Source organism: Cellulosimicrobium sp. JZ28 (genome assembly GCF_015327065.1).
Taxonomy (GTDB): domain Bacteria; phylum Actinomycetota; class Actinomycetes; order Actinomycetales; family Cellulomonadaceae; genus Cellulosimicrobium; species Cellulosimicrobium funkei.
This window is the reverse complement of sequence record NZ_CP017660.1, coordinates 332,976-358,298: the sequence shown is the minus strand read 5'-3', so window position 1 is coordinate 358,298 and position 25,323 is coordinate 332,976. Positions and strand designations below refer to the sequence as shown.

Sequence of the window (25,323 nt, the reverse complement as noted above, 5' to 3'; positions counted from 1 at the left end):
GTGACCACGCCGACCCCCGACGACCGGCCCGTCGCCGGCGTCCTGCTCACGCCCGGCGCCGGAGCGAGCCGCGACCACCGCGCGCTCGTCGCGATCGACGAGGCGCTGGCCGCCCTCGACCCGCCCGTGCCGGTGCGCCGCGTCGACTTCCCCTACCGGATCGCCGGCAAGCGGATGCCCGACCGGCCGCCCGTCGCGATCGCGCACGTCCGCGCCGAGGCGGAGGCCTTCGCCGCGGAGCTCGGCACCACGACGGACCGCCTCGTGCTCGGCGGCCGCTCCTACGGCGGCCGCATGTGCTCGATGGCCGTCGCCGAGGGGCTCCCCGCCGCCGGGCTGGCCCTCGTCAGCTACCCGCTGCACCCGCCGGGCAAGCCCGAGCGGCTGCGGACCGAGCACTTCCCGGACCTCCACGTGCCGGTCGTCCTCGTCTCCGGGCGCACGGACCCGTTCGCGACGCCGGACGAGCTCGCCGAGCACACCACCGCGATCCCCGGCCCCGTCACACGCGTCGAGCTGCCCGGTGCCCACGACCTCAAGGGGCAGGACGCGGCCGTGTGCGAGGCCGTCGTCCGGTGGCTCGCGACGCTCGGGGCCTGACCCGCCCCAGGCCGCCGCCCCGACGTTCCGACCGGCCCGCACGACTGCGTACGATGTGCCGCGGACCGCTCCCGAACGACCCGGAGGTGCTGATGCGTGCCGCTGGCCGCCTGCTCGCCCTCGCACCGCTGGCGGTGCTCGTGGTGGCCGTCGCCGCCGCACCCGCGACCGCCGTCGGCCGGGACGGCGAGAGCGGGCTCGAGGTGAGCGTCGACGGCGTCTCGTTCGACCCGGAGCGCCTCTGGTCCGAGTGGGGCGCCGTCTCCTACGCCGTGAGCGCGCCGGACGGGAGCCGCGAGCGGTACTACTCCGACTCGTACGGCCCGCGCGACTCCGCGGACGGGTTCCTGGCCTTCTCGGTGCCGGCGCGCACGTTCCCCGACGGCTACTGCGTCACGTGGGCCCAGGTGTCCGGCCTGCGCGCGCAGCACGCGCGGTGGAACGGGGACGACCCCGTCTGCACGACGGCGCAGGCCGAGCCCTCCCCCACGACGGCGCCCCCGGCGCCGACCCCCGACGCTCCCGCGACCTCGGCCCCGACGGCCGAGGTGCCGCCGGCCGCGGCGGTCGTGGAGGCGCCCGTCGAGACGCCGGACGCGCCGGAGCCGGACGTCACGGAGGAGCCGACCGCCGAGCCGACGGAGGAACCGACGACGGACGCCCCCGTCGAGCCGACGCCGACCGCCGCGCCCACGACCACCGGCACCGAGCCGGCGCGCGTCCCGCTCGCGTCCGTCGACCGCACGGCGCCGCCCCCGCCCGCCGGCGAGACCTTCCCGATCTTCGCCGCGCTAGGCGTCGGCGGGCTCGTCGCCGCTGCGGCCGGCGGCGTGATCCTGCTCGTGCGCCGCGTGGGCTGAGCCCTCAGCGGCGGACGGTGCCCGCCGTCGTCCGGCCGGACCGGCGCTCCCCGCGAGCACCGGGAGCGCCCGGCACGTGCCGCATGGTCTCGCGACGAGACGCGCGCGGCGCTGCTCAGCCGCTCAGACCGCTGTCCTGCGGTCCGGGTCTCGCGGCTGCGCACGGACCTCGGCGTGCGGGACCGGCCGGGCGAAGAGCCCGAGGAGCCCGAGCACGGCGACGGTCCCTCCGACGGCCGACGTCGTGGCCGCACAACCCAGGAGAAGGGTCACGTGCACGCGCGGCACGCCGTCTTCCGCCAACGGGTTGTCGGAGATGATGCCGACGGTGTAACCGTTGACGACCCCGGCGACCACCAGCACGAGGCCGAGGACCATCAGGGTGACTGCGACGCTGCGGGACATCTCGCTCCTCGGGGTCGGGTCGTGCGGCCGACGCGCATCGTGCGGCCCGTGCGCCGTCAGGCCGCCACGCGTCGGTGCTCGAGTGCCGCACCCTCCGTGCCGCCCCTGAGCACGACGAAGGCCCGGAACCGTGGGTTCCGGGCCTTCGTCACCGAGCCGCCTAAGGGAATCGAACCCTTGACCTATTCATTACGAGTGAATCGCTCTGCCGACTGAGCTAAGGCGGCGTGCTACGTCCCGGTCCGCTCGGCGAACCGGTGGCAACGAGCGCCTACTGTACCCAACGACCGGGCCAGATTCCAAAGCGGGCCCGCGGGCCGCCGTCGGGCGTCCTCCGCGTCAGCAGCGGAGCCCGTCCTCGGGGACGGTCCCGTCCACGAGGTAGGCGTCCACGGCGTCGCTCAGGCAGTCGTTCGCGCGCCCGTACGCGGTGTGCCCCTCGCCCTCCCAGGTGACCAGGACGGCGGAGTCGAGCGTGTCGGCGAGGCCCTCGGCCCACACGTAGGGGGTGGCCGGGTCGTTGGTCGTGCCGATGACGAGGATCGGCGCGGCGCCCTCCGCGGCGAGGTCGAACTCCTGGTCGACGACGGGGTACGCCCAGCCCTCGCACGTGAGCCCGCCGAACGCGAAGAAGTAGCCCATCGTCGGGGCCTCCTTCTCGAGCCGCTCGAGCTGGGCCTGCATCGCGGCCGGGTCGTCGTCCTGGCGCCCGTCGAGGCAGTTCACGGCCCGGAACGCCTCGGACGAGTTCGACGCGTACGTGCCGTCGGCGTTCCGGTCGTTGTAGAAGTCGGCGAGGTAGAGCAGGCCGTTGCCGGTGCCCTCCTCGAACGCCTCGGTGAGCGCCTGCGTGAGCACGGGCCAGCTCTGGTCGTTGTACAGCGTGACGGCGACGCCGTAGAAACCGAGGGTCTGCGTGACGCTGCGACCCGAGTCCGTCGGGAGCGGGTTCGCCTTCGCGGCGTCGAGGAGCGAGCGGATCTGGCGCATCCCCGCGTCCGTGTCGCCCTTCAGTGGGCACCCGGCGCCGGCCTGGCAGTCCTCGACGTACGCGCGCAGGGCGTTCTCGAAGCCGACGGCCTGCTGCTCGGAGATCTCGTCCGGGTCGAGCGAGGTGTCGATCGCCCCGTCCAGCACCATGCGGCCGACCTTGTCCGGGAACAGCCCGGCGTACGTGGCTCCGAGCTGCGTGCCGTACGAGTAGCCGAGGTACGCGAGCTTCTCGTCACCGAGGACGGCGCGCAGCATGTCCATGTCGCGGGCAGCGCTCTGCGTGTCGACCTGCCCGAGCAGCTCGCCCGTGTTCTCGGCGCACGCGTCGGCCCACGCGCGACGGTCCTCCGCGAGCGCCTCGAGCCCCGCCTCGTCCGTGTCGAAGTCGCGCGACAGGGACTCGTCCTTCGCGGCGTCGTCGAGGCACACGACGGGCGACGACCGCCCGACGCCGCGGGGATCGAAGCCCACGAGGTCGTAGGCCGCGGTGACGCTCTCGCCGACCGTCGGCGCGAGCGACGCGACGAAGTCGACGCCCGACGCGCCGGGCCCGCCGGGGTTGGTGAGGAGCGAACCGATGCGCTCACCGGTCGCGGGCTGGCGCTTGACCGCGAGCTCGATCTCGCCCGCCGCCGGGTCCTGCCAGGAGAGGGGGGCGCGCGCCGTCGTGCACTCCCAGCCGGCCCCGCACTCCTCCCACGCGAGGGTCTGCCCGTAGAACTCCTCGAAGCCCTCCGGTCCCGTCTCGCCCGTGCCGGTCGACGACGCGGTCGGGACGTCCTCGACCGGGGTCTGCTGCTTCGGGGGCGCCGAGCACGCGCCCGCGACGAGGGCCAGCACGAGGGTCGCGGCGCAGGCCAGGGCGCGGCGAGCGGAGCGGGAGGAGGGGGACGTCGTCACCCGGACACGGTAGCCGCTCGCCCGTCGCGCGGGAGACGGCCCACCGCCGGCGGCCCGTCCTTTCACGCGCTCTTCACCGCGGGGGTCGTCACCCCGCGGTCCAGGCGAACTCGCCGGCCGCGCCCTCGGCCGGCGGCGGCACGACGACGGTCCCGCGGTCCCCGAGCACGACGCTCACGTCGGCGCTCGTGTCCACGTCGTCGGGCACCGCGACGACGGACGTCGCGGGGACGTAGTCCATGGTGCACGCGGTGTCGGCGGGGATGTCGACGAACGACACGACGACGTCGCTCCCCTCGACCGCGGCGTCGTCCTCGGCGAGCAGCGGGCACGTGCTGGACCCGAACGTCACGACGAGCAGCAGGCCCGGCTCGGCGCTCCACGCGGCGCCGGTGCCGCCCTCGGTCGGCGCGTCCGCGCCGGGCGGCAGGCCCTTGCCGTGCGCGCCCGCGACGACGTCCATCGTCGCGGCGTCGGGCAGGCCCTGCTGCTCGTCGGTGGCGTCGTCGGTCGGCTCCGTGGAGGGGTCCGTCGAGGGGCCGCCGTCGGGCTCCGTGGTCTCCTCGGTGGCGCTCGTGCCGCCACCGCCCCCGTCGGTGTCGGACGCGCACGCCCCGAGCAGGGCGACCGTGGCCGTGAGCACGAGCGCCGCGGTGAGGCGCGCGGTGCGGGCGGCGGGACGACGGGCGGGAACCATGGGGACTCCTCGGTCGGCGACGGGTGCGCGACCATCGTGGTCCGCGCCGGGACCTCGCGCGCGCCGAACCGCCGACGCGCCGCGGGATCGTGACCCGACGGTGACCCGGGGTGGGAGCATCCCCGCATGGACGCACCGCACCCGACCCGCGGCACCGAGCGGCCCCCGCTGCGCTGGGGCCTGCGCACCGACCTCCTGCGGCACGGCGACGGCGGCGACTCGAGCCGGGTCGGCTACGTGGAGCTGTTCTTCGACCTGGTGTTCGTGTTCGCGGTCACCCAGCTCTCGCACGGGCTCATCGCCCACCCCGGCGTCGAGGCGCTCGGGCACACGCTCCTGCTCGGCGTCGCCGTCTGGTGGGTGTGGGTCGACACGATGTGGGTGACGAACTGGCTCGACCCCGAGCGCCTGCCGGTGCGGAGCCTGCTCGTGGTGCTCATGCTGCTGGGCCTCGTCCTCGCGAGCGCGATCCCGGAGGCGTTCGGCGACAAGGGCCTGCTGTTCGCCGTCATGCTCGTCGCGATGCAGGTGGGGCGCAGCCTCTTCACGATGGTCGCGATGGGCCGCGTCTGGCCCGAGAACGCGGTGAACTTCGTCCGCATCACGACGTGGCTCGCGGCGTCGGGCGCGCTGTGGGTGGCGGGCGGCCTCGTCGAGGAGCACCGCCTGCTGCTGTGGGCGGTCGCGGCCGCGATCGACGTCGCCGGGCCGCGCGCGATGTTCTGGCTCCCCGGGATCGGGGCGTCGCGCGCGAGCACGTGGGTGGTCCGCGGGGAGCACATGGCCGAGCGCGTCAGCCTGTTCGTCATCATCTGCCTGGGCGAGTCGATCATCGTCACGGGCGCCGCGTTCGCCGAGCTCCCCCTCGACCTCACGACCGTCTCCGCGTTCTGCTCCGCGTTCGCGAGCACCGTGCTCATGTGGCTGCTGTTCTTCGACCGGTCCGAGCGGCGCGCCACCGAGTACTTCACGTCGCGCGCCGAGCGCGGGATGGTCGCCCAGACGGCGTACACGTACGTCCCGTTCGTCATCGTCGCCGGGATCGTGCTCACCGCCGTCGCCGACGAGCTCGTGCTCCTGCACCCGCTCGGGCACGACGGCGGTCACGCCGACGCCTGGACCGCCGGCCTCGTGTGCGGGGCGGCGGCGACGTACCTCGTGGGGAACGCGCTGTTCCGGCGCGCGACGGGCGGGCGCTGGTCGCTCCCGCACGTGCTGGGCGCGGTCGCGGTCGGCGTGCTCTTCGCCGTCCACGCGTGGCTCTCGCCGCTCGCGCTCAACTGGGTGACGGACGGCGTCCTGCTGGCGGTCATCGTGGGCGACGTGGTCCGCGCGCGGCGGGTCCCGACCCCACCGTCGGACGGGCTGTCGGGTACGCCGTCGGACGTGCCGGGCGCGCCGACGGGGCCACCGCCCGAGGCGCCGTCCGGGACCCCGTGAGCCGGGCCCCGTGCGTCTCGCCGGGCGCGATCGTCGCGACGTCGCTACGTTCGCCCTGATGGCGCGGGGCAGCAGGCCGTCGCGTCGCGGGACCCGTCGAGAAAGGGCGTGACCGTGGACTTCTGGGACTTCTTCTGGCTCCTCGTGTGGAGCTTCTTCTTCATCGCGTACCTCATCGTGCTCTTCCAGATCATCGCGGACCTGTTCCGTGACCGAGAGCTCTCCGGGTGGTGGAAGGCGGTCTGGATCATCTTCCTCATCTTCCTGCCCGTGCTGACGTCGCTCGTCTACCTCATCGCGCGCGGGCGCGGCATGGCGGAGCGGCAGGCCGCGGCCGTCGTCCAGGCGAAGCACGACACGGACGCCTACATCCGCCAGGTCGCGACGACGTCGCCGGCCGAGCAGATCTCCCACGCCAAGTCGCTCCTCGACTCGGGCGCCATCACCCCCGAGGAGTTCGCGCAGCTCAAGGCGAAGGCGCTCGCCTGACCGTCCCCTCCCTCCCCCGGGCCGGGCGTACCCGCGTGCGGGTGCGCCCGGCCCGTCCCACGATCGAGACATGACCCGCTTCGGCTACACCCTCATGACCGAGCAGTCCGGCCCTCGTGCGCTCGTGGAGCACGCGGTCGACGCGGAGCGCGTCGGCTTCGACTTCGAGGTGATGAGCGACCACTACTTCCCCTGGCTCGACGCCCAGGGCCACGCCCCGTACGCGTGGTCCGTGCTCGGGGCGGTCGCCCAGGCGACCGAGCGCGTCGGCCTCATGACGTACGTGACCTGCCCCCTCCTGCGCTACCACCCCGCGGTCGTGGCGCAGAAGGCCGCGACCGTGGCGCTCCTGTCCGACGACCGCTTCACCCTCGGGCTCGGCGCCGGGGAGAACCTCAACGAGCACGTGGCGGGCGAGCGCTGGCCCGCCGTCGGCGAGCGGCACGACATGCTCGAGGAGGCGGTGGAGATCATCCGCTCGCTGCTCGACGGCGAGCGCCTCACGTTCGACGGCGTCCACTATCGCGTCGACTCCGCCAAGCTCTGGGACCTGCCCGACGAGACCGTCGAGATCGGCGTGGCCGTCTCCGGGCCGCAGTCGATCGAGCGGTTCGCCCCGCTGGCCGACCACCTCGTCACGACCGAGCCCGAGGCCGGCGTCGTGCAGCGGTGGTCCTCCGTCCGCGAGCGCGCCGAGCTCGCGCCGTCGCGCGTCGTCGGGCAGATGCCGATCTGCTGGGACCCGGACGAGGAGACCGCCGTGGCGCGCGCGCACGAGCAGTTCCGGTGGTTCGGCGGCGGCTGGCGCGTCAACGCGGACCTGCCGACGACCGAGGCGTTCGAGGCGGCGACGGCGTTCGTGCGGCCCGAGGACGTGGCCGCGTCCATCCCGTGCGGTCCCGACCTGGACGCGGTCGTCGAGGCGGCGTCCGCGTGGTGGGAAGCGGGGTTCACCGACCTCGCGCTCGTCCAGGTGGGCGAGGTCGGGCAGCGCGAGTTCCTCGAGACCGCGGCCGGGCCGCTCCTGGAGAAGCTCCGCGCGGCGGCGCCGTCGAGCTAGCGGCAGTCAGCCCTGGGGGCGCAGCGCGACGACCATCGCCTCCACCGCGAGCAGCGGCGCGACGTTGCCCTCGAGCCGCTCGCGCGCGACGCCGATCGCGTCCATGCGCCGCACCGTCTGCTCGGGCGTCGAGTCCTGCGCGAGCGCGCGCACCGTCTCGGCGAGCTCGGTGTTGACGAGCTCGACCTGCGCCCCGAGCTGCACCACGAGCACGTCGCGGTACAGCGAGAGCAGGTCGACCATCGCGCGGTCGAGCACGTCGCGCTGGTGGCGCGTCGCGCGCCGCTTCTGGTCGGCCTCGAGGTCGCGGAGCTGGGAGCGCAGCCGGGGCGGGAGCGTCTCGCCGTCCGCGACGCCGAGCGCACGCAGGAGCTCGGCCTTCTCCGCGGCGTCGCGCTCCTCCGTCGCCGCCTTCGCCTCGGCCTGCGCGAGGTCCACGAGCTCTCCCGCGGCGAGCACGGCGTCGCCCACCCCGCGGACCCGCCGGGCGAGCGACAGCACGGACGTGCGGCGCTCGCGCGCCCCCGCGTCCCGCGCGAGGCGCCGGGCGAGGCCGATGTGGCTCTGGGCCGCGCGCGCCGCGACGAGGGCGACGTGCTCGTCGACGCCGTCGCGCTGCACGAGCAGGCCCGCGACGGCCTCGACCGGCGGCACCCGCAGCACGACCCCGCGGCACCGCGAGCGGATCGTCACGAGCACGTCCTGCGGGCTGGGCGCGCAGAGGATCCACACGGTGTGCGGGGCGGGCTCCTCGATCGCCTTGAGGAGGACGTTCGTGGTGCGCTCCGCCATGCGGTCGGCGTCCTCGACGACGATGACCCGGCGCCTGCCCTGCGACGGGCTGCGGCTCGCGACCGTCACCAGGTCGCGCACGTCGTCGATCTTGATGGTCACGAGCTCGGTCGCGACGAGCGTCACGTCCGGGTGCGTCCCGGCGAGCGTCGTGCGGCACGCCTGGCAGCGCCCGCAGCCGCCCTGCTCGCACTGGAGCGCTGCCGCGAACGCGCGCGCGGCGTTCGAGCGGCCGGACCCGGGCGGGCCGGTGAGCAGCCACGCGTGGGTCATCGCGGCCGGGTCGGTGGCCGCGGCGCGGAGCGTCGCGACGGCCTGCTCCTGCCCGACGACGTCGTCCCAGACGCTCATGCGCGCGCGTCCCCGGCGGGCCGCGCCGGGGCGCCCGGCAGGAGGTCCGTGCCCGGCGCGTAGCCGATCGCGCTGTCCGTGTCGTCGAAGCCGTCGTCGGGCAGCGCGGCGACCGTGTCCTCGGCCTCCTCGACGACGGGCGTGAGCTCGAGCCGCGCGGCGACGTCGACCCGGATCTGCGCCTGGAGGTCGTCGACCGAGCCTGCGGCGTCGAGCACGACCCAGCGGTCCGGGTCCGACGCCGCGCGCGTGAGGAACGCCTCGCGCGTGCGGCGGTGGAACTCCGCGCCCGCGCGCTCGAGGCGGTCGTGCTGGCGGCGGATGCGCCCGGCGGCGACCGTCGGGTCGAGGTCGAGCAGGATCGTCACGTCCGGCAGGAGGTCCTGCACGGCCCAGCGCGAGATGAGCTCGACCTCGTCCGCGCCGAGCTCGCGCCCGCCCGCCTGGTAGGCGACCGACGAGTCGAGGTAGCGGTCCGTGACGACGATCGCCCCGCGCTCGAGCGCGGGGCGCACGAGGCTCGCGACGTGGTGCGCGCGGTCCGCGGCGTAGATGAGCGCCTCCGTGCGGGGGTCCATGTCCTGCCCGTGGAGCACCGCGGCGCGCAGCTCCTTGCCGAGCTCCGTGCCGCCCGGCTCGCGCGTCAGCACGACCTCGCGACCCGTGAGCTCGCCGAGCCACTGCCCGAGCAGGCGTGCCTGCGTCGACTTGCCGACGCCGTCGCCGCCCTCGAAGGAGATGAAGTACCCGGGTGCGCTCACGGCGACCACCCTAGTCGCGACGTCGGACACGGGCCGGTCCCCCGGGTGCGGGACAGCCGCGGGCGCCGGACGCGCGGGATAGCCTCGGGCCATGCCCGATCCCGTGACCGCCCCCGCGACGGACCCTGCGCCCGCTCCTCTGCCCACCCCCGGCGTCGCGTTCGCCGGGCGGACGTTCGACGCCGTGCTGTTCGACATGGACGGCACCCTCATCGACTCGGTCCCGGCGGTGGACCGGAACTGGCGTCGCTGGGCCGCGGAGCACGGGCTGCCCGACGCCGAGGACTTCCAGATCCAGCACGGCACCCCCGCGCGCACGCTCATTGCGACGCTCCTGCCGGCCGACCAGGTCGAGCCCGCGTACGACCGCATCCACGAGCTGGAGCTCGAGGACAACGAGGGCGTGACGATCCTGCCGGGGACGCGCGACGCGCTCGCCACCCTGCCCCCGGAGCGGCAGGCGATCGTCACGTCGTGCACCCGCCCCCTCGCGGCGGCGCGCATGGCCGCGTCGGGCCTCGTCGCGCCGTCGGTGGTCGTCACCGCGGACGACGTCGCCCACGGCAAGCCCGACCCGGACCCGTTCCTCCTCGGCGCGGAGCGCCTGGGCGTGGACCCGGCGCGGTGCCTCGTCGTCGAGGACGCCCCGGCCGGGGTCGCGTCGGCCCGCGCCGCAGGGTGCGCCGTGCTCGTCGTGACGGGCACGCACACGGCCGACGAGCTCGCGTCCGCGTCCCCTGCACCCGACGCGCTGGCGGCGGGTCTGGCGGCGGTGCGCTTCGCCGCAGGCCCGGACGGCATCCGGATCACGGACGCCTGATCACCCCGCCGACCATGCGGTCGTCTCCCGTCTTCGTCCCCGGACGGGCTAGAACCGCATGCTCGGCGGGCTGCCGTCGGTCAGTAGACCCCGGCGCGTTGGGCGGCCGCGACGACCTTCGACGCGGCGGCGTGGATCTCCGCCAGCTCGTCGAGGGTGAGGCCCGTGGCGGCGACGATCGCGGGCGGGATGCGCTCCGCGTCACGACGCCGCGCCCGTCCCTCGGGCGTGAGCGTCACGCGGACCTGGCGGCCGTCGTCGGGCGAACGGGACCGGCGCACGTAGCCGAGGGTCTCGAGCCTTTTGAGGAGCGGCGAGAGCGTCCCGGCGTCGAGGTGCAGCCGCGCCGCGAGGTCGCCGACGGTCGACGTCGTGCCCGCCGCGTCGTCCTGCCACAGCGCGAGCAGCACGAGGTACTGCGGGTGGGTGATGCCCAGGGGCTCGAGCAGCGGCCGGTACAGGGCGACCATGCCGCGCGCGCCCGCCGAGAGCGCGAAGCACACCTGCGCCTCGAGCGCGAGCGGATCCGCGAACAACGTCGCCGCGCCCGGTGCGGACGCCCCGCCGTTCTCCTCGCTCGTCATGGCGCCATGCTACCGAGGATCGCGCTATTCTTGGTACGCCAATCATTGGTGCACCAACCATCAGCGGACGAGCACCAGCCACCGGCCCCCGGGCCGGCGACGCGACACCAGCGGAGGACACCGTGGCGCGCAAGAACGACAAGCGCACGCTCGGCATGCGCATCACCGAGGGCTTCCTGCCGATCTTCGGCCCGGCACAGCTGGGGCGGCAGGAGGCCGACGGCCGCGGCGTGTCCGACGCCGAACGCGAGCGCGACCAGGAGCTGCGCACCCGCTTCGAGCGGGTCACCGGCCCCGACGGCCGCAGCTACGTCGTCGAGCACACCGACTGACGCGACGCCCGCCCGCGGGCGTCACTCCCCGGGGTAGACGACCCCGACCTGGCGGCGCACCTCGTCGAGCGTGCGCATGACCTCGAGCGTCGAGTCCCACGACATGCGCGGGCTCTGCGTCTCGCCCGCGGCGACGCGGCGCGCGACCTCGGCGGCCTGGTACTGCTTGCCCTCACCGGAGAAGCCGTCGTAGTACCAGGACGCGCCGTCGTGCCGGACGACCCGGAACGACGTCGGCGCGTAGAACGTGCCCTCGACCTCGATGCGGCCCGCCGTGCCCGAGATCACCGCCGTGTTCGCGGTGCGCGACCACAGCGTGGTCGAGAGCGTCGCCTGCGTGTCGCCGTAGCCGAGCACGATGCTCACCTGCCCGTCCACGCCCGTCTCCGTGAGCGCCCCGACGGCCGTCACGGTCGACGGCGCGCCCAGCAGGTCGTGCGCGAACGACACCGGGTAGACGCCCAGGTCGAGCAGCGCGCCGCCCGCCAGCTCCGGCGCGTAGAGCCGGTGCTCGGGGTCGAACGGGAACCACTGGCCGTGGTCCGCGCTGAGGTTCACGACGTCACCGATCTCGCCGCGCGCGATCACGCCGCGCAGCGCGGCGACGTGCGGCAGGAACCGCGTCCACATGGCCTCCATGACGAACACGCCCGCCTCGCGCGCGGCGTCGAGCACCTCGACCGCCTCGGCCTCGTTGCGCGTGAACGCCTTCTCGACGAGGACGTGCTTGCCCGCGCGGATCGCGAGCAGGGCGTGCTCGTGGTGGTGCGAGTGCGGCGTCGCGACGTACACGACGTCCACCTGCGGGTCCTCGACGAGCTCGTCGTAGCCGTGGTGCGTCGTGGGGACGCCGTGCGCGGTCGCGAAGCGCTCGGCGCGCACGCGGTCGCGCGAGCCCACCGAGGCGACGCGACCCTGCGTGTGCAGGCGCACCGCCTCCGCGAACGACGACGCGATGCCGCCCGCGCCGAGGATGCCCCAGCGGATCGGGGGCGCGCTGCGCGGATCGGGGACCGTGCCCGTCACCTCGGCGGACAGGTCGGGGAACGGGTGGACGCCGGAGGCGGCCGGGGTCTCGTCGGGGTGCGCGGCGGGCGGCGGGGCGACGGTGCTCATGCGGCCCACGCTATCGCCCTGCGCGGGCCTTGCCGCCGCTCGTCCACAGGCCGCGCGTCGGGCGCGCGAGCCACCCTCCCCCGCACGGGTGGTGCGCGCCGCCGCGCGGCACGTCACGATGGGGGCATGACGACCCCCGCGCCCCGGACCGGCACGCCGACCGACGCCGGACCCGAGCCCGAGGCACGGGCGAGCGCGCGCGACCTCGTCAAGGTCTACGGATCCGGCCCGACGGCCGTCCGCGCGCTCGACGGCGTCGACGTCGACTTCGCGCGCGGCCGCCTCACGGCGATCATGGGGCCGTCCGGCTCCGGCAAATCGACGCTCATGCACTGCCTCGCCGGCCTGGACTCCCCGACGTCCGGCAGCGTCGTGATCGACGGGCAGGAGATCAGCCGCATGTCGCAGCGGCGGCTCACGGCGCTGCGCCGCACGCGCGTCGGGTTCGTCTTCCAGGCGTACAACCTCGTCCCGACGCTCACGGCCGCGGAGAACATCACGCTCCCCCTCGACATCGCGCGCACCCGCGTGGACCGCGACTGGTTCGACGAGGTGACGACCGCCGTCGGGCTCACCGACCGCCTCCACCACCGCCCCTCCGAGCTGTCCGGCGGGCAGCAGCAGCGCGTCGCGTGCGCGCGGGCGCTCGTGTCGCGGCCCTCGATCGTGTTCGCCGACGAGCCGACCGGCAACCTCGACTCGCGCTCCGCGGGCGAGGTGCTCACGTTCCTGCGCCGCTCCGTCGACGAGCTCGACCAGACGGTCGTCATGGTCACGCACGACCCGCGCGCGGCGTCGTACGCGCACCGCGTCGTCTTCCTCGCGGACGGTCGCCTCGCGGGCGAGCTGCACGACCCCACGCAGCAGGACATCCTCGACGCGCTCGCGCTCGCCGCGGACGCCGGCGCATGATCCGCGTCGCGCTGCGGGGCGTGCGCGCGCACGTCGTGCGGTTCGTCCTGTCGGTGCTCGCCGTGACGCTCGGCGTCGCCTTCGTCGTGGGCACGTTCGCGTTCCGCGGCATGCTCTCCTCCACCTTCGACGACATCATCGCGACGACGCTCACGGCCGACGTCTACGTGCGTGGCGCGCAGGAGGTCGAGAGCGACGCGTCCGGGCCCGGTGGCGGCGGCGCCGCCGGCGGGGGCGGGTTCGCGGGCGACCGCACGCTCGTCCCGGCGGACCTCACGACGGAGGTCGAGGGGGTCGACGGCGTCGAGCGGGCCGTGGCGGACGTGTCCGGACCCGTCGTGCTCGTCGCGGCCGACGGCACCGCCGTCGTGACCACGGGCCCGCCGAGCACGGCGTTCTCCGTCGACCCGGAGGACCCGAGCCTCACGCTGCTCGACGGCGCGTGGCCCGGCCCGAACGAGATCGTGCTGGAGCAGAGCGCGGCCGAGACCGCGGACCTCGCCACGGGCGACGAGACCACGGTCGTGCTGGGCGGGGAGCCGCGCCCCGTGACCGTGTCCGGCGTGTTCGGCATCGAGGCCGCCGCCGCGGGCGCGGTCCTCGTCGGGATCGACGGCGACACCGCGCGCGAGGTCTACGCGCCCGACGGGCTGGTGCCCCAGATCGCGGTCTGGGCGGACGCGGGCGGACCGGTGGACGAGGACGCGCTCGCGGACCGCGTCGCGTCGGTCCTGCCGTCCGGTGCGGAGGCCGTCACGGGCGAGCAGGCGCGCGCCGAGGCGAGCGAGGCGGTCGAGGAGGTGCTCGGGTTCGTCGAGACCTTCCTGCTCGTGTTCGCCGCCATCGCGCTGTTCGTCGGCGCGTTCATCATCGCGAACACGTTCGCGATGTCGGTGCGCGAGCGCCTGCGCGAGCTCGCTCTCCTGCGCGCGCTCGGCGCGTCGCCGGGCCAGGTGTTCGCGTCGGTCCTCGTCCAGGCGCTCGTCGTCGGGCTCGTGGGTGGCGGGTTCGGCGTGCTCGCGGGGGCCGGCCTCGTGCGGGTCATCCGGTGGGGGCTCGCGCTCGCCGGCTTCGAGTTCTCCGGCCGGGTCCCGCTCGGGACCTCGCAGGTCGTGGCCGCCGTCGCGCTCGGGGCCGTCGTCAGCGTCCTCGCGGCCGTGCTGCCCGCGCGCCGGGCCGCCGCGATCCCGCCCGTGCAGGCGATGCGCGACGACGTCGCGCCCGACCGCGGCACCGGGCTGCGGGCGGTGGGCGGGGTGGTCGTCGTCGCGGCGGGCGCCGGTGTGCTGTGGCTCGCCGCGTACCTGGGGTCCTCCGTCGTGGACGCGCCGACCGGCTGGGCCTGGGTCGACGACCTGAGCCCCCGGCTGCTCCTCGGCGTCGGGGCCGGGCTGGTGCTCGTGGGGGTGCTCGTCGGGTCGCCGGCCGTCGCGCGCGGCGTGCTCGCGGTCCTCGCGTGGCCGCTCGTCGTCGCGCTGCGACCGCTCGGCCGCCTCGCGCGCGGCAACGTCACGCGCAACCCCCGCCGCACCGCGAGCACCGCGGGAGCCCTGCTCATCGGCATGGCGCTCGTGTCGGTCACGGGCGTCATCGCCGCCTCGACCCAGGCGTCGGTGCGGAGCATCGTCGAGAACGAGGTGCGGGCCGACCTCGTGGTCGACTCCGCGACGCTCGTCGTGCCCGAGGGCGCGGTCGAGGCCGTGACCGCGACGCCGGGCGCCGCCGCCGTGGACACGGTGCGGCTCGGGTCGGCGCCGGTCGCCACGGTCGGCGGCGGCTCCGGCACGGACGACGGCGCGCGCGGGACCGACGTCGCGGGCGTGCCCGCCGGGTTCTTCGACACCGCGCTCGAACCCGTGACGCTCGCCGGGGACCCGACGGCCACGCTCGAGGACGGGGACGTCGTCGTGCACCGGCGCACCGCGCGCGAGCGCGGCTGGGAGGTGGGCGACACGCTGCGGCTCGGCGAGGGCGACGCCGCCGTCGAGGCGCGCGTGGGCGCGGTGATCGACAGCCAGCTCGTGGGGACCGGCGTCCTGGTGCGCGACGACGTGTTCGACGCCGTCGTACCGGCCGCCCAGGCGAGCGTGCGGATCGTCTACGTGTCGGCGGCCGACGGCGCGAGCCCCGCCGACGTCGAGGAGCTGCGCACCGCCCTGGGGTCGGCGGTCGAGCCGTTCCTCGTCGTCACGGTGCTCGACCGGGAGCAGACCGCGTCCGCGTTCGCCGACCAGGTGAACCAGGTGCTCGTCATCCTCTACGCCCTGCTCGCGCTGTCGATCGTCATCGCGCTGCTCGGCATCGTCAACACGCTCGCGCTGTCGATCATCGAGCGCACGCGCGAGATCGGGCTGCTGCGCGCCGTCGGGCTGGGCCGTCTCCAGCTCGCGGGGGTCATCGCGATCGAGTCGGTGCTCACCGCCGTCTACGGGACGGTGCTCGGCGTCGCGACGGGCATCGGCATCGGCGCCGCCCTCCCGGGCGTGCTCGCCGACGAGGGGCTGAGCACGCTCGCCGTGCCGTGGGGCCAGGTGCTCGCGATCCTCGGCGTCGCCGTCGTCATCGGGCTCGTCGCGAGCGTCTGGCCCGCGATCCGCGCCGCCCGCCTCCCGGTCCTCGACGCGGTGACCGTCGACTGACCCTTCTTCCGCTGAGTGCGTGAGCTCGTCGCGTCGGGAGGCCCAAGCGCGACTGTCTCCCGCACTCACGGGACGGGGAGGGGGTCCGGTGCCGGGGTGCGGTAGCGGCGCAGCGGGGCGTTGCGCCACGCGACGAGCCCGACGACGGCGCTCGCCACCAGCCCGCCCGCCACCAGCGCGACGGGCGCGGACGTCAGCGACGCGAGCACTCCCCCGCGGAAGTTCCCGACCTCCGGGCCGGCGACGCCCACCACGTGCTCGACCGAGGACACGCGGCCCCGGAACTCGTCGGGCGTCTCGAGCTGCACCAGCGCGCCACGCGTCACGACCGACACCGTGTCCGCCGCGCCGGCGATCGCCAGGCACGCGAGCGCGAGCCACAGCGGTCCCGCGAGACCGAACCCGGCGAGCGCGACGCCCCACGTCGCCGCCGCGGCGAGCTGCAGCGCGCCCGAGCGCGTCGCCCGCGTCACGGCCCCGGAGAGCAGGCCCGCGCCGATCCCTCCCACCGCGACCGCCGAGAGGAACAGGCCGAGGGTGCGGGGGTCGCCGTCGAACCGGATCTCGTTGACGAGCGGGAAGAGCGAGATCGGCATGGCGAGCACGGTGGCCGCGACGTCCGTCGCGAACGCGCCGCGCAGCGTCGGCTTGCGCCACACGATCGACCACCCACCCGCAGCCGCCCGACGGCGCGGCGCGGGCCCGGGCGGCGCGGCGGCCGGGCCCGTCGTGGCCGAGGGACCGACGGGGAGCGGGGGCAGGGGCGGGAGGCGCACGAGCCCGAGCAGCGCGACGACGGCGGCCACCGCCTGGAGGCCGTACGCCGCGGGCAGGTCCCAGCGCGCCAGGACCAGGCCGGCGAGCGCGGGCCCGACCAGCATGGCCACCTGGAACGCGAGGTTCTGCAGCGCGAGGCCCGCGGCGACCTGGTCGGGCGGCAGCAGCCGGGGCGGCACGGTCCGGCGCGCCGGCGAGCCGAGCGCGTTGCACGCCGCGCCGGCGGCGACGAGCCCGAGCAGGAGCCACACCGACCGGTTCCCCGCGAGCGCCTGCGCGGCGAGACCAGCAGCGGAGAGCACCTGTCCGACCGCGGCGAGGCGCATGAGGGTGCGGCGGTCGTGGACGTCGGCGAGGTGCCCGCCCACCAGGCCGAGCGTCAGGAGCGGGACCGCCGTGGCCAGGCCGATCGTGCCCGTCCACAGCGGGCTGCGGGTGAGCTCCCAGACCTGGAGCAGCACCGCGACGTTCGCGATCTGGAACCCGAGGCCGCCCACGGCGGACCCGGCCCACAGGTCGCGGTACGCGCGGCTCGCGCGCAGCGGCCGCAGGTCGAGGACGTGGTCGCGCACCTCAGCGCTCCCGCGGCGCCGGGTGCCCGGCCGCGTCGAGGCGCTCGACGAGCCGCTCGCGCAGCGAGCGACGGGCGAGCACGCGCTCCAGCTCGACGACGACCGCGCTCAGTGCGTGCGGCAGCTCGTCGTCGATCTCGGCGACGGACTCCTCGGTCGCCCGCCACTCCGCCTCGAGGAGCGGGACGAGCTCGCGCGACCGCGCCGTGAGCGCGACGCGGCGCGTACGGGCGTCCGCGCCCGGCGCGGTCTCGACGAGGCCCTCGCGCCGCATGGCGGTGACCGTCTGGCTCATCGCCGAGTGCGTGCGCCCGAGCGAGGCCGCGAGCTCCCGGATGGTCAGGGGGCCCGTGTGCGCGAGCCGGATGAGCGGGTAGACGAACCGCGGGCGCACCCCCACGATCCCGCGGTCCGCGTAGACGGTCTCGATCTCGTCGTCGAGGCGTCGGAGCACCGCGTGCAGGGAGTCCCACCGGCCGGGGCCGGTGGTCGGGTCCGGAGAAGTCATAGCACTGTTATAACAGCACTCATGCGATCGTGGGTTGCCTGCCCGGGAACGACTAGATTGCCTCCCTAACTAGATAGCCGTACTGTCTAGCCCATGAAGTTCGACGAGCGGCTCGACCGCGAGCTCCTGCGCGGCGTGCTGCCGCTGTGCGTGCTCGCGGTCGTCGCGACCCACGGCCCCACCTACGGCTACGCGATCACGCGGTCGCTCGCCGACGCGGGCCTCGGCACCGTGAAGGGCGGCACGCTCTACCCGCTGCTGCAGCGGCTGGAGGACGACGGCCTCGTCACGACCTCCTGGCACCAGGGCGAGCGCGGGCCGAGCCGTCGGTACTACGCCGTCACGGACCAGGGTCGCGTCGCGCTCGCCGACGCGACCTCCCGCTGGGACGCCGTGACGACGGCGGCGACCACCCTCGTCGCGGGCGCGTCCGGCGCGCCCTCGCCGGACCGCCCGCGCCCGGCCGCGGACCTCGACCCGCATGCCGGCGCGCGCCCGGACCCCGACCCGGGAACCGCACCGGTCCACGAGCCGGGCGCGATCCCGGCCGACGCACCCCCTCCCGACCCCACCCCGACAAGGACTCCCTGATGAGCGACACGACCCGCTACACGATCGAGCGCCGTCACGCGCCGCACGTCGACCCGCGCTGGGCCGAGGCGCTCCTGCTGGAGCTGCGGCTCCAGGGCGTCGCCGGGGCGCGCATCGGCGCGGTGCTCGCCGAGGTGGACGCGCACGTCGTCGACTCCGGCGAGACCGCGCAGGAGGCGTTCGGCGACCCTGTGGCGTACGCGCGCTCGCTCGACCTGCCCGAGGACCCCGCGCAGTCGAGCTCCTCGATCGGGCGGACGGTCGCCGCCTCCGCCGTGCAGACGGTCGGGATGCTCGGCGTGCTGTGGTCGCTGCGGCCCGCGCTCGACGGCGGCGCCCTCGTGGTCCCGGTCGGGATGCTGCTCGTCCTCGTCGCCGCGCTCGCGGGCTTCGTCGGGCTGTGGCGCGCCGGCGACCGCGTGCTGCGCGCCGCGCTCGCCCACCCCGTGCTGACCGTCCTCGGGAACATGGTCGTGACGGCTGCCCTCGTGGCCGTCGCGGTCACGCTGCGCGCCCCGGTCGCGAGCCTCCCTGCGGTCCCGGTCCTGGTCGCGGCCGCCGTCGCGCTCGTCGTGGGGACCGTCTGGGGCCTGCGCGAGCAGGGCTCGGGCGACCCCGTCGTCGACCCGCTCGACGACGCGCCGCACGCCCGCACCGACCGCACGGGGCGCTGGGGCGTGCTGCTCCTGCCCGCCGTGATGGTGGTGCTCGGGACGATCACGGTGCTCGTCCGCTGAGCCCGGAGGGGACCTAGGTCACGCGACCCGTCGTCCCGGTGGTGGTCCCCGGGGACGCGTGACACGGTGGGGATGGCCGGCGGGCACCGGCCTCGCACGGCTGCGGCGCGCCCGACGGCGACCCACCGACTCCACAGGAGGCCACGATGTCCGAGGTTCCCGTCCGCACGCTCATCAGCCCGCTGCGCTACGTCCAGGCCCGCGGTGCGCTCACGCGGCTCGGCGAGTTCGTCCGACCGATCGGCACGAAGCCGCTGCTCGTCGCCGACGACGTCGTGTGGGGCATCGTCCAGGACACGGTCGCCGTGTCCTTCCAGGAGCAGGACCTCCCCCGCCACCGCACCGGGTTCGGCACCTACGCCACCGCCGCGGAGGTCGACCGGCTCGCGCGCGAGATCGACGAGCTCGGCGCCGACGTGATCGTCGGCATCGGCGGCGGCTCGACCATCGACGCGGTGAAGGCCGCGGGCCACCTGCGCGGCATCCGCTGGGTGTCCGTGCCGACCGTCGCGTCCACCGACGCCCCGTGCTCCGCCCTGTCCGTCATCTACACCGAGGACGGCGCGTTCGAGGAGTACCGGTTCTTCCCGCACAACCCGGACCTCGTGCTCGTCGACACGGGCCTCGTCGCGAACGCGCCCGTGAAGTTCCTCGTCGCCGGCGTCGGCGACGCGCTCGCGACGTGGATCGAGGCGCGCGCCGTCGCCGAGGCGAACGCGTCGACCATGGCCGGCGGCCTCCCCCTCGTCACGGGCACGGCGCTCGCGCAGCTCTCGTGGGACATCCTCTGGGAGAACGCGCTGCCCGCGATCGACGCGGTGAAGGACCACCTCGTGACGCCCGCGGTCGAGAAGGTCGTCGAGGCGAACACGCTCCTGTCCGGGCTGGGCTTCGAGTCCGGCGGCCTCGCCGCCGCGCACGCGATCCACAACGGCCTCACCGCCGCGCCCCAGACGCACGGCCTCACGCACGGCCAGAAGGTGAACATCGGCTCCGTGACGCAGCTCGTCCTGGAGGGCGCGCCGACCGAGGAGATCGAGGAGTTCGTGCGCTTCACGACGCGCGTCGGCCTGCCGAACACGCTCACCGAGATCGGCCTGACCGCCGACGACGTGCACGACCTCACGCGCGTCGCGGAGGCCGCCACCGCGGAGGGCGAGACGATCCACGCCATGCCGTTCCCCGTGCGCGTTCCCGAGCTCGTCGACGCCCTGCGCTCGATCGAGGGCTTCTCCCGCCGCGTCCGCGCCGAGGCGGGCCTCCCCGAGCCGGTCAAGCACACCGCGCACTGACCGTTCCCACCGGCCCGGGCCCCGCCGTCGCCGGAGGGGCCCGGCCCGGGATGGGCCGACCAGGCGGTCCCGACCCCTCGACCAGGTGGATCTGGCGCGTCCGGCGGCCCGGACGCACCACGATCACCTGGTCGACCGACGGCTGACGGCGGCTACTTCTTCGCGGCCGTCTTCTTCGCCGGGGTCTTCTTCGCGGCCGGCTTGCGGGCCGGGGTGCGCTTCTTCGCCGGGCCCTGCGCGCGCTTCTCCGCGAGGAGCTCGATCGCCTGCTCGGGCGTGATCGACTCGGGCGTGACGTCGCGGGGCAGGGTGCGGTTCGTCTCGCCGTCGGTGACGTACGCGCCGAACCGGCCGTCCTTGACGACGATCGGCTTGCCGCTGTTCGGGTCGTCACCGAGCTCGCGCAGCGGCGGCGTCGCGGCACGCTGGCCGCGCCCGCGCTTGGGCTGCTTGTACAGCTCGAGCGCCTCGTCGAGGGTGACGGTGAACATCGACTCCTCGTCGGGCAGCGACCGCGAGTCGGTGCCCTTCTTGAGGTAGGGGCCGTAGCGGCCGTTCTGCGCCGTGATCTCCTCGCCCGACTCCGGGTCCGTCCCGACGACGCGCGGCAGCGACAGCAGGCGCAGCGCGTCGTCGATCGTGATCGTGTCGAGCGACTGCGTCTTGAGCAGCGACGCCGTGCGCGGCTTGGGCTGCGCGGCCTTCGCCTTCTTCTGCGCGGCGGCCGAGAGGCTGGTGTCGATCGGCGGGAGGTCGAGCACCTCGGTGACGTACGGGCCGTAGCGGCCCGCCTTCGCGATGATCTCGTTGCCGGACACCGGGTCGGTGCCGAGCACCTTGCCGTCGTCGGCGCCCGCGGCGAGCAGCTCGCGCGCCTTGGCGACCGTCAGCTCGTCGGGGGCGACGTCGTCGGGCACGGACGCGCGCGGCGGGTTCTCGCCCTCCTTGACGGGGACGGAGAGGTCCTCCACGTAGGGCCCGTAGCGCCCGACGCGGAGCTGGATGCCCTCGCCGATCGGCACCGAGTTGATGCCGCGCGCGTCGATGTCGCCGAGGTTCGCGACGAGGTCGCGCAGGCCCTCGGCGTCCTCGCCCTTCGCGGCGTCGCCGAAGTAGAACTCGGTGAGCCACGCGACGCGGTCGCGGCGACCGGCGGCGATCTCGTCGAGGTCGGCCTCCATGCGCGCGGTGAAGTCGTAGTCGACGAGCCGGTCGAAGTGCTCCTCGAGCAGCCGCACGACGGCGAACGCGAGCCAGCTCGGCACGAGCGCCTGCCCGCGCGAGAGCACGTACCCGCGGTCCTGGATCGTCGAGATCGTCGAGGCGTACGTCGACGGCCGCCCGATCCCGAGCTCCTCGAGCGCCTTGACGAGGCTGGCCTCGGTGTACCGGGGCGGCGCGGACGTGGAGTGCCCGTCGGCGGTGAGGTCGTCGGCGCGCAGGGCGTCGCCCTCGCTCATCTGCGGCAGGCGCGCCTCGTCGCCGCCCTTGGCCCCGACGACGGGCGCGTCCTCGGCGTAGCGGTCGACGTCCGAGCTCTCCTCGTACGCGGCGAGGAAGCCGCGGAACGTGATGACGGTGCCCGACGCGGCGAACACCGCGTCGCGGCCCGCGACGTCGCCCGCGGCGGCCGAGAGGGTCGCGCCGAGGCGGACGGACGCCGTCGACCCCTTCGCGTCCGCCATCTGCGACGCGACGGTGCGCTTCCACACGAGCTCGTAGAGCTTGAACTGGTCGTCGCTCAGCTCGCGCTTGACCTGCGCGGGCGTGCGGAACGAGTCGCCCGCGGGGCGGATCGCCTCGTGCGCCTCCTGCGCGCCCTGGTTCTTCGCGGCGTAGACGCGCGGCTTCTCCGGGACGAACTCGGGGCCGTACAGCTCGGCCGCCTGGCGGCGGGCTGCCGTCGTGGCCTCCGCCGACAGCGACGGCGAGTCCGTACGCATGTAGGTGATGTAGCCGTTCTCGTACAGCGACTGCGCGGTGCGCATGGCCTGGCGCGACGACATGCGCAGCTTGCGGCTCGCCTCCTGCTGGAGGGTCGACGTCGTGAACGGCGCCGCGGGACGGCGCGTGTACGGCTTGGTCTCGAGCGAGCGCACCGCGAACGCCGCGTCCGCGAGGCCGGTCACGACGGCGCGCGCCGTCGTCTCGTCGAGGTGCGCGACGCCGTCGCGCGCCGCCGCAGGCTTGAGCTGCCCGCGGTCGTCGAAGTCGCGGCCCGAGGCGACGCGCGCGTCGCCGAGCTGCACCAGCCGGGCGCCGAACGCCTTGCCCGCGTCCGGCGCCGACGCGTCGGCGTGCTCGAAGGTGCCCGTGACGTCCCAGTACTCGGCGGGGACGAACGCCATGCGCTCGCGCTCGCGCTCGACGACGAGGCGCGTCGCGACCGACTGCACGCGGCCGGCCGAGAGCCCCTGGGCGATCTTGCGCCACAGCACGGGCGAGACCTCGTAGCCGTAGAGGCGATCGAGGATGCGGCGCGTCTCCTGCGCGTCGACGAGGTGCTCGTCGAGGTCGCGCGTGTTCTGCAGCGCCCGCTGGATGGCCTCGCGCGTGATCTCGTGGAAGACCATGCGCTTGACCGGGACCTTGGGCTTGAGCGCCTCGAGGAGGTGCCACGCGATGGCCTCGCCCTCGCGGTCCTCATCGGTCGCGAGGTAGAGCTCGTCGGCGTCCTTGAGCGCGCGCTTGAGCTCGGCGACCTTCTTCTTCTTGTCCGCGTAGACCTCGTAGTACGGGTCGAAGCCGTGGTCGACGTCGACCGCGAACTTCCCGTACGGGCCCTTCTTCATGTCCGCGGGCAGCTCGGACGGCTGCGGCAGGTCGCGGATGTGCCCGACGCTCGCCTCGACCTCGTAGTCGTCGCCGAGGTAGCCCTGGATCTTGCGAGCCTTGGCGGGCGACTCGACGATCACGAGCTTGCGTGGCATCCGATCCTGCTTTCGTCCGTGCGTACGTGTCCGTGGCGGGCGCTCCCTGCCCGACGGCGGCGGGCCCCGCCGGGGCCCCGGCGACCCGGACGACCGTCCGGTCGCCCGCCGTGGCAGCCTACGACGTTACTCCCGTCGCGCCAGCCGCACGCACCCTACCCCCGAACGGGACGGGGGTCGGGGCGGGCTGTGGACTGACGGACGAGGAGCAGCACCGCGAACGCCGCGGCCGTCACCGCCAGCACGCCCGCGACGCCGCCCGCGTAGGCCGTCACCTCCTGGGCCGCCGTCGTGCCCCAGGTCGCGGGCGTCGCGCGCAGCGCGAGCGCCGCCGCGACCCCCGCCGCGGCCGCGCCGAGCAGGAGGAGCACCGCGGTGACGGTGGAGCCGGGCGTGGGCCCGGCGCCCGGGTCGAGCGACGACCTCGGCGTGAAGACGCATACGAGGGCGGCCCACGCGAGGACGACGAGGACGGCGGCGACGACGTCGCTCGGGCGGTGCCACTGGCCGACCAGGGTCGAGACCCCGGTGGCCGCGGTGTACGCGCCGCCGAGGACGGCGACGAGCGGCCGCGCCCCGCGCGGCACGACGAGCAGCAGCGCGGCGGCGACCGACCCTGCGACGGTGGTGTGGCCGCTGGGCAGCGAGTTCTCCCAGTGCCAGCCACCGATGAGCTCCTCGCGGCCGAGGAGGGAGTGCTTGACGAGCTGCGTCGTGACGTTCGCGCCGACGACGAGGAACGCGACCTGGACCGCGAGGCCCCAGCGACGGCGCAGCAGCGCGATGCCCATCGCGGCGCCCAGGCCGCCCACGACGAACGCGACCGAGACCGTGTCGAGAACCGGTTCGGCGACCGCCCAGAGCTCTCCCTGGCCGGTCACGGCGCCGTCGAACGCGGCCCGCTCGAGCATCTGCCCGGCGAACGTGTCGACGAAGAACCGCCACACGAGCCACGCCCCCGCGACCGCGAGCAGCGCGACGACGGCCGCGACCACGCGCGAGCCGGTGCTCGGTCCGTCGGGACCTGGGACGGCGTGCGCGTGCGGCGCCCGGCGCGGCGCCGGGGCGGAGGGACCGCCCGCGGCGGCCTGCGGGACGGGCGGGTACGGGGTCCCGGCGGAGGGCGCTGCGGCGGGACCCGCGGGGGCACTGCGGCGGGCGGCGGCGCGGCCGCCGGTCCGGGCGTGGGCGGCATCGGCTGCGTCGCCGGGAGCGGCCGCGTACCCGCCCCGCCGCTGGTCGGCAGCGGCCGGGTCGGGGCGTGGTCGGAAGGCATCCCACCACCGTAGAGGACGCGTGTGCGCATTCGGGGAAGACGACGGGAAGAGCTCCGGGCGCTGCCCCGGACCGGTCCGGGGCACGGCCCGCCCGTCCGGGCCGAGGGGCCCGAGCACGGCGTCGCGGGCCGCCAGTAGGGTGACGCCATGACCGACGCCTCCCCCGCGCCGAGCGCCCCCGGCGACGCCGACGCGAGCGACTCCGCGTCCCCCCGGAGCCCGCGCCCCCGGAGCCCGCGCCCCCGGCGCCCGCGCCCCGGGACCGCCGAGCGGAGGGAGGAGATCCTGCGCGCGGCGATGCGCGTCTTCGGGTCGCGGGGCTACCACCAGGGGTCGCTCGCGGAGGTCGCCGAGCAGGTGGGCATCACGCACGCCGGCGTGCTGCACCACTTCGGGTCCAAGGAACGCCTGCTCACCGAGGTCCTGGCGTCCCGCGACCGCGACGGCGTCGCGCACCTCGAGGGGCAGCACATGCCGGGCGGGCTCGACCTGTTCCGACACCTCGTCGCGACCGCCGCCGCGAACGCCGATCGCCCCGGGATCGTGCAGACCTACACGGTCCTCGCCGGCGAGGCCGTCACGGACGACCATCCCGCCCGCGCGTGGGTGACCGCGCGCTTCGCCGGGCTGCGCGCCGACGTCGCCGGTGCGCTCCGCGAGGTCGTCGAGGAGCGGCGGGCCGCGGGCGACGAGACGGCGGCCGTGCCGGACGACCGCGCGCTCGACCTCGCCGCCTCGACGATCATCGCCGCGATGGACGGCCTCCAGACCCAGTGGCTCCTCGACCCCGACGCCGTCGACCTCGCGGAGGCGACCGCGTTCGCGATCGAGGCCGTCCTCGCCGCGACCCTGGCGGGCGCCCGCCGCCCCCGCCCGCTCGCCTGACGC

General features: G+C 75.3%; 24 protein-coding genes and 1 tRNA gene. 13 read left to right on the top strand and 12 right to left on the bottom strand.

Features of this window, described 5'->3' with window-relative positions:
- A complete protein-coding gene (locus BJP59_RS01675) occupies positions 1-600 on the top strand; it encodes an alpha/beta hydrolase family protein (protein ID WP_194522046.1) in 600 nt (199 codons plus the stop codon).
- A gap of 92 nt (positions 601-692) precedes the next feature.
- The gene (locus BJP59_RS01670; RefSeq protein WP_194522045.1) at positions 693-1,460 is read left to right on the top strand and encodes a hypothetical protein; all 768 of its coding nucleotides are present in this window, start codon (positions 693-695) and stop codon (positions 1,458-1,460) included.
- 123 nt (positions 1,461-1,583) lie between these two features.
- Here BJP59_RS01670 and BJP59_RS01665 read toward each other — a convergent pair whose 3' ends face one another.
- The 4 genes from BJP59_RS01665 to BJP59_RS01650 all read right to left on the bottom strand — a co-directional run bounded on the left by BJP59_RS01665 (position 1,584) and on the right by BJP59_RS01650 (position 4,455).
- Entirely contained in the window at positions 1,584-1,865 is a 282-nt protein-coding gene (locus BJP59_RS01665) for a hypothetical protein (protein WP_194522044.1), read from the bottom strand.
- A gap of 154 nt (positions 1,866-2,019) precedes the next feature.
- Positions 2,020-2,092 (bottom strand) — tRNA-Thr (locus BJP59_RS01660).
- A gap of 112 nt (positions 2,093-2,204) precedes the next feature.
- Entirely contained in the window at positions 2,205-3,758 is a 1,554-nt protein-coding gene (locus BJP59_RS01655) for an alpha/beta hydrolase (protein WP_194522043.1), read from the bottom strand.
- 88 nt (positions 3,759-3,846) lie between these two features.
- Positions 3,847-4,455: a hypothetical protein gene (locus BJP59_RS01650; protein ID WP_194522042.1), complete on the bottom strand. Its 609-nt coding sequence runs from the start codon at positions 4,453-4,455 to the stop codon at positions 3,847-3,849.
- Between the two features lie 126 nt (positions 4,456-4,581).
- Between BJP59_RS01650 and BJP59_RS01645 the strand changes: the two genes are divergently transcribed.
- The 3 genes from BJP59_RS01645 to BJP59_RS01635 all read left to right on the top strand — a co-directional run bounded on the left by BJP59_RS01645 (position 4,582) and on the right by BJP59_RS01635 (position 7,444).
- Complete coding sequence (locus tag BJP59_RS01645; protein WP_194522041.1) at positions 4,582-5,895, top strand: low temperature requirement protein A; 1,314 nt, start codon at positions 4,582-4,584, stop codon at positions 5,893-5,895.
- Positions 5,896-6,003: 108 nt separating this feature from the next.
- A complete protein-coding gene (locus BJP59_RS01640) occupies positions 6,004-6,384 on the top strand; it encodes an SHOCT domain-containing protein (protein WP_051027601.1) in 381 nt (126 codons plus the stop codon).
- Between the two features lie 70 nt (positions 6,385-6,454).
- Positions 6,455-7,444: a TIGR03557 family F420-dependent LLM class oxidoreductase gene (locus BJP59_RS01635; RefSeq protein ID WP_021483001.1), complete on the top strand. Its 990-nt coding sequence runs from the start codon at positions 6,455-6,457 to the stop codon at positions 7,442-7,444.
- A gap of 6 nt (positions 7,445-7,450) precedes the next feature.
- Here BJP59_RS01635 and BJP59_RS01630 read toward each other — a convergent pair whose 3' ends face one another.
- Both BJP59_RS01630 and tmk read right to left on the bottom strand, forming a co-directional pair.
- On the bottom strand, positions 7,451-8,587 hold the full coding sequence (locus BJP59_RS01630; RefSeq protein ID WP_137279680.1) for a DNA polymerase III subunit delta': 1,137 nt from the start codon (positions 8,585-8,587) through the stop codon (positions 7,451-7,453).
- On the bottom strand, positions 8,584-9,348 hold the full coding sequence (gene tmk / locus BJP59_RS01625; RefSeq protein ID WP_336244590.1) for a dTMP kinase: 765 nt from the start codon (positions 9,346-9,348) through the stop codon (positions 8,584-8,586). Before tmk ends, BJP59_RS01630 begins: the two co-directional genes overlap by 4 nt.
- 91 nt (positions 9,349-9,439) lie before the next feature.
- Here tmk and BJP59_RS01620 point away from each other — a divergent pair, with 91 nt between their 5' ends.
- Positions 9,440-10,168 (top strand): HAD-IA family hydrolase, encoded by a 729-nt coding sequence (locus tag BJP59_RS01620; protein ID WP_194522039.1) that lies wholly within the window; start codon positions 9,440-9,442, stop codon positions 10,166-10,168.
- A gap of 80 nt (positions 10,169-10,248) precedes the next feature.
- Here the strand turns inward: BJP59_RS01620 and BJP59_RS01615 are convergent, their stop codons facing one another.
- Positions 10,249-10,752 (bottom strand): MarR family winged helix-turn-helix transcriptional regulator, encoded by a 504-nt coding sequence (locus BJP59_RS01615; protein WP_194522038.1) that lies wholly within the window; start codon positions 10,750-10,752, stop codon positions 10,249-10,251.
- Between the two features lie 122 nt (positions 10,753-10,874).
- On the opposite strand from BJP59_RS01615, the gene BJP59_RS01610 reads away from it, so the two are divergent.
- Complete coding sequence (locus tag BJP59_RS01610) at positions 10,875-11,084, top strand: hypothetical protein (RefSeq protein WP_021482922.1); 210 nt, start codon at positions 10,875-10,877, stop codon at positions 11,082-11,084.
- A gap of 21 nt (positions 11,085-11,105) precedes the next feature.
- Here BJP59_RS01610 and BJP59_RS01605 read toward each other — a convergent pair whose 3' ends face one another.
- Positions 11,106-12,200: a Gfo/Idh/MocA family protein gene (locus BJP59_RS01605; RefSeq protein WP_021482923.1), complete on the bottom strand. Its 1,095-nt coding sequence runs from the start codon at positions 12,198-12,200 to the stop codon at positions 11,106-11,108.
- 126 nt (positions 12,201-12,326) lie between these two features.
- Here BJP59_RS01605 and BJP59_RS01600 point away from each other — a divergent pair, with 126 nt between their 5' ends.
- Both BJP59_RS01600 and BJP59_RS01595 read left to right on the top strand, forming a co-directional pair.
- Complete coding sequence (locus tag BJP59_RS01600; RefSeq protein ID WP_144681809.1) at positions 12,327-13,112, top strand: ABC transporter ATP-binding protein; 786 nt, start codon at positions 12,327-12,329, stop codon at positions 13,110-13,112.
- Positions 13,109-15,751, top strand: coding sequence for an ABC transporter permease (locus tag BJP59_RS01595; RefSeq protein WP_194522037.1), 2,643 nt, complete (start codon positions 13,109-13,111; stop codon positions 15,749-15,751). The genes BJP59_RS01600 and BJP59_RS01595 overlap by 4 nt, the downstream gene beginning before the upstream one ends.
- Before the next feature lie 65 nt (positions 15,752-15,816).
- Here the strand turns inward: BJP59_RS01595 and BJP59_RS01590 are convergent, their stop codons facing one another.
- Positions 15,817-17,100: an MFS transporter gene (locus BJP59_RS01590; protein ID WP_194522036.1), complete on the bottom strand. Its 1,284-nt coding sequence runs from the start codon at positions 17,098-17,100 to the stop codon at positions 15,817-15,819.
- Position 17,101: 1 nt separating this feature from the next.
- Entirely contained in the window at positions 17,102-17,608 is a 507-nt protein-coding gene (locus tag BJP59_RS01585; RefSeq protein ID WP_194522035.1) for a MarR family winged helix-turn-helix transcriptional regulator, read from the bottom strand.
- A gap of 93 nt (positions 17,609-17,701) precedes the next feature.
- Between BJP59_RS01585 and BJP59_RS20260 the strand changes: the two genes are divergently transcribed.
- The 3 genes from BJP59_RS20260 (at position 17,702) to BJP59_RS01570 (ending at position 20,228) form a co-directional block, all read left to right on the top strand.
- Positions 17,702-18,199 carry a helix-turn-helix transcriptional regulator gene (locus BJP59_RS20260; protein WP_194522034.1) on the top strand — a complete coding sequence of 166 codons (498 nt, stop codon included), beginning with the start codon at positions 17,702-17,704 and terminating at the stop codon, positions 18,197-18,199.
- A complete protein-coding gene (locus tag BJP59_RS01575; protein WP_194522033.1) occupies positions 18,199-18,936 on the top strand; it encodes a hypothetical protein in 738 nt (245 codons plus the stop codon). The genes BJP59_RS20260 and BJP59_RS01575 overlap by 1 nt, the downstream gene beginning before the upstream one ends.
- A gap of 146 nt (positions 18,937-19,082) precedes the next feature.
- Positions 19,083-20,228 (top strand): glycerol dehydrogenase, encoded by a 1,146-nt coding sequence (locus BJP59_RS01570; protein WP_043658558.1) that lies wholly within the window; start codon positions 19,083-19,085, stop codon positions 20,226-20,228.
- Between the two features lie 152 nt (positions 20,229-20,380).
- Here BJP59_RS01570 and topA read toward each other — a convergent pair whose 3' ends face one another.
- A complete protein-coding gene (topA, locus tag BJP59_RS01565; protein WP_194522032.1) occupies positions 20,381-23,158 on the bottom strand; it encodes a type I DNA topoisomerase in 2,778 nt (925 codons plus the stop codon).
- A 155-nt stretch (positions 23,159-23,313) separates the two neighbouring features.
- A complete protein-coding gene (locus BJP59_RS01560) occupies positions 23,314-24,153 on the bottom strand; it encodes a phosphatase PAP2 family protein (protein WP_194522031.1) in 840 nt (279 codons plus the stop codon).
- Positions 24,154-24,582: 429 nt separating this feature from the next.
- Between BJP59_RS01560 and BJP59_RS01555 the strand changes: the two genes are divergently transcribed.
- The gene (locus BJP59_RS01555) at positions 24,583-25,320 is read left to right on the top strand and encodes a TetR/AcrR family transcriptional regulator (protein ID WP_194522030.1); all 738 of its coding nucleotides are present in this window, start codon (positions 24,583-24,585) and stop codon (positions 25,318-25,320) included.
- Positions 25,321-25,323: the final 3 nt, after the last annotated feature.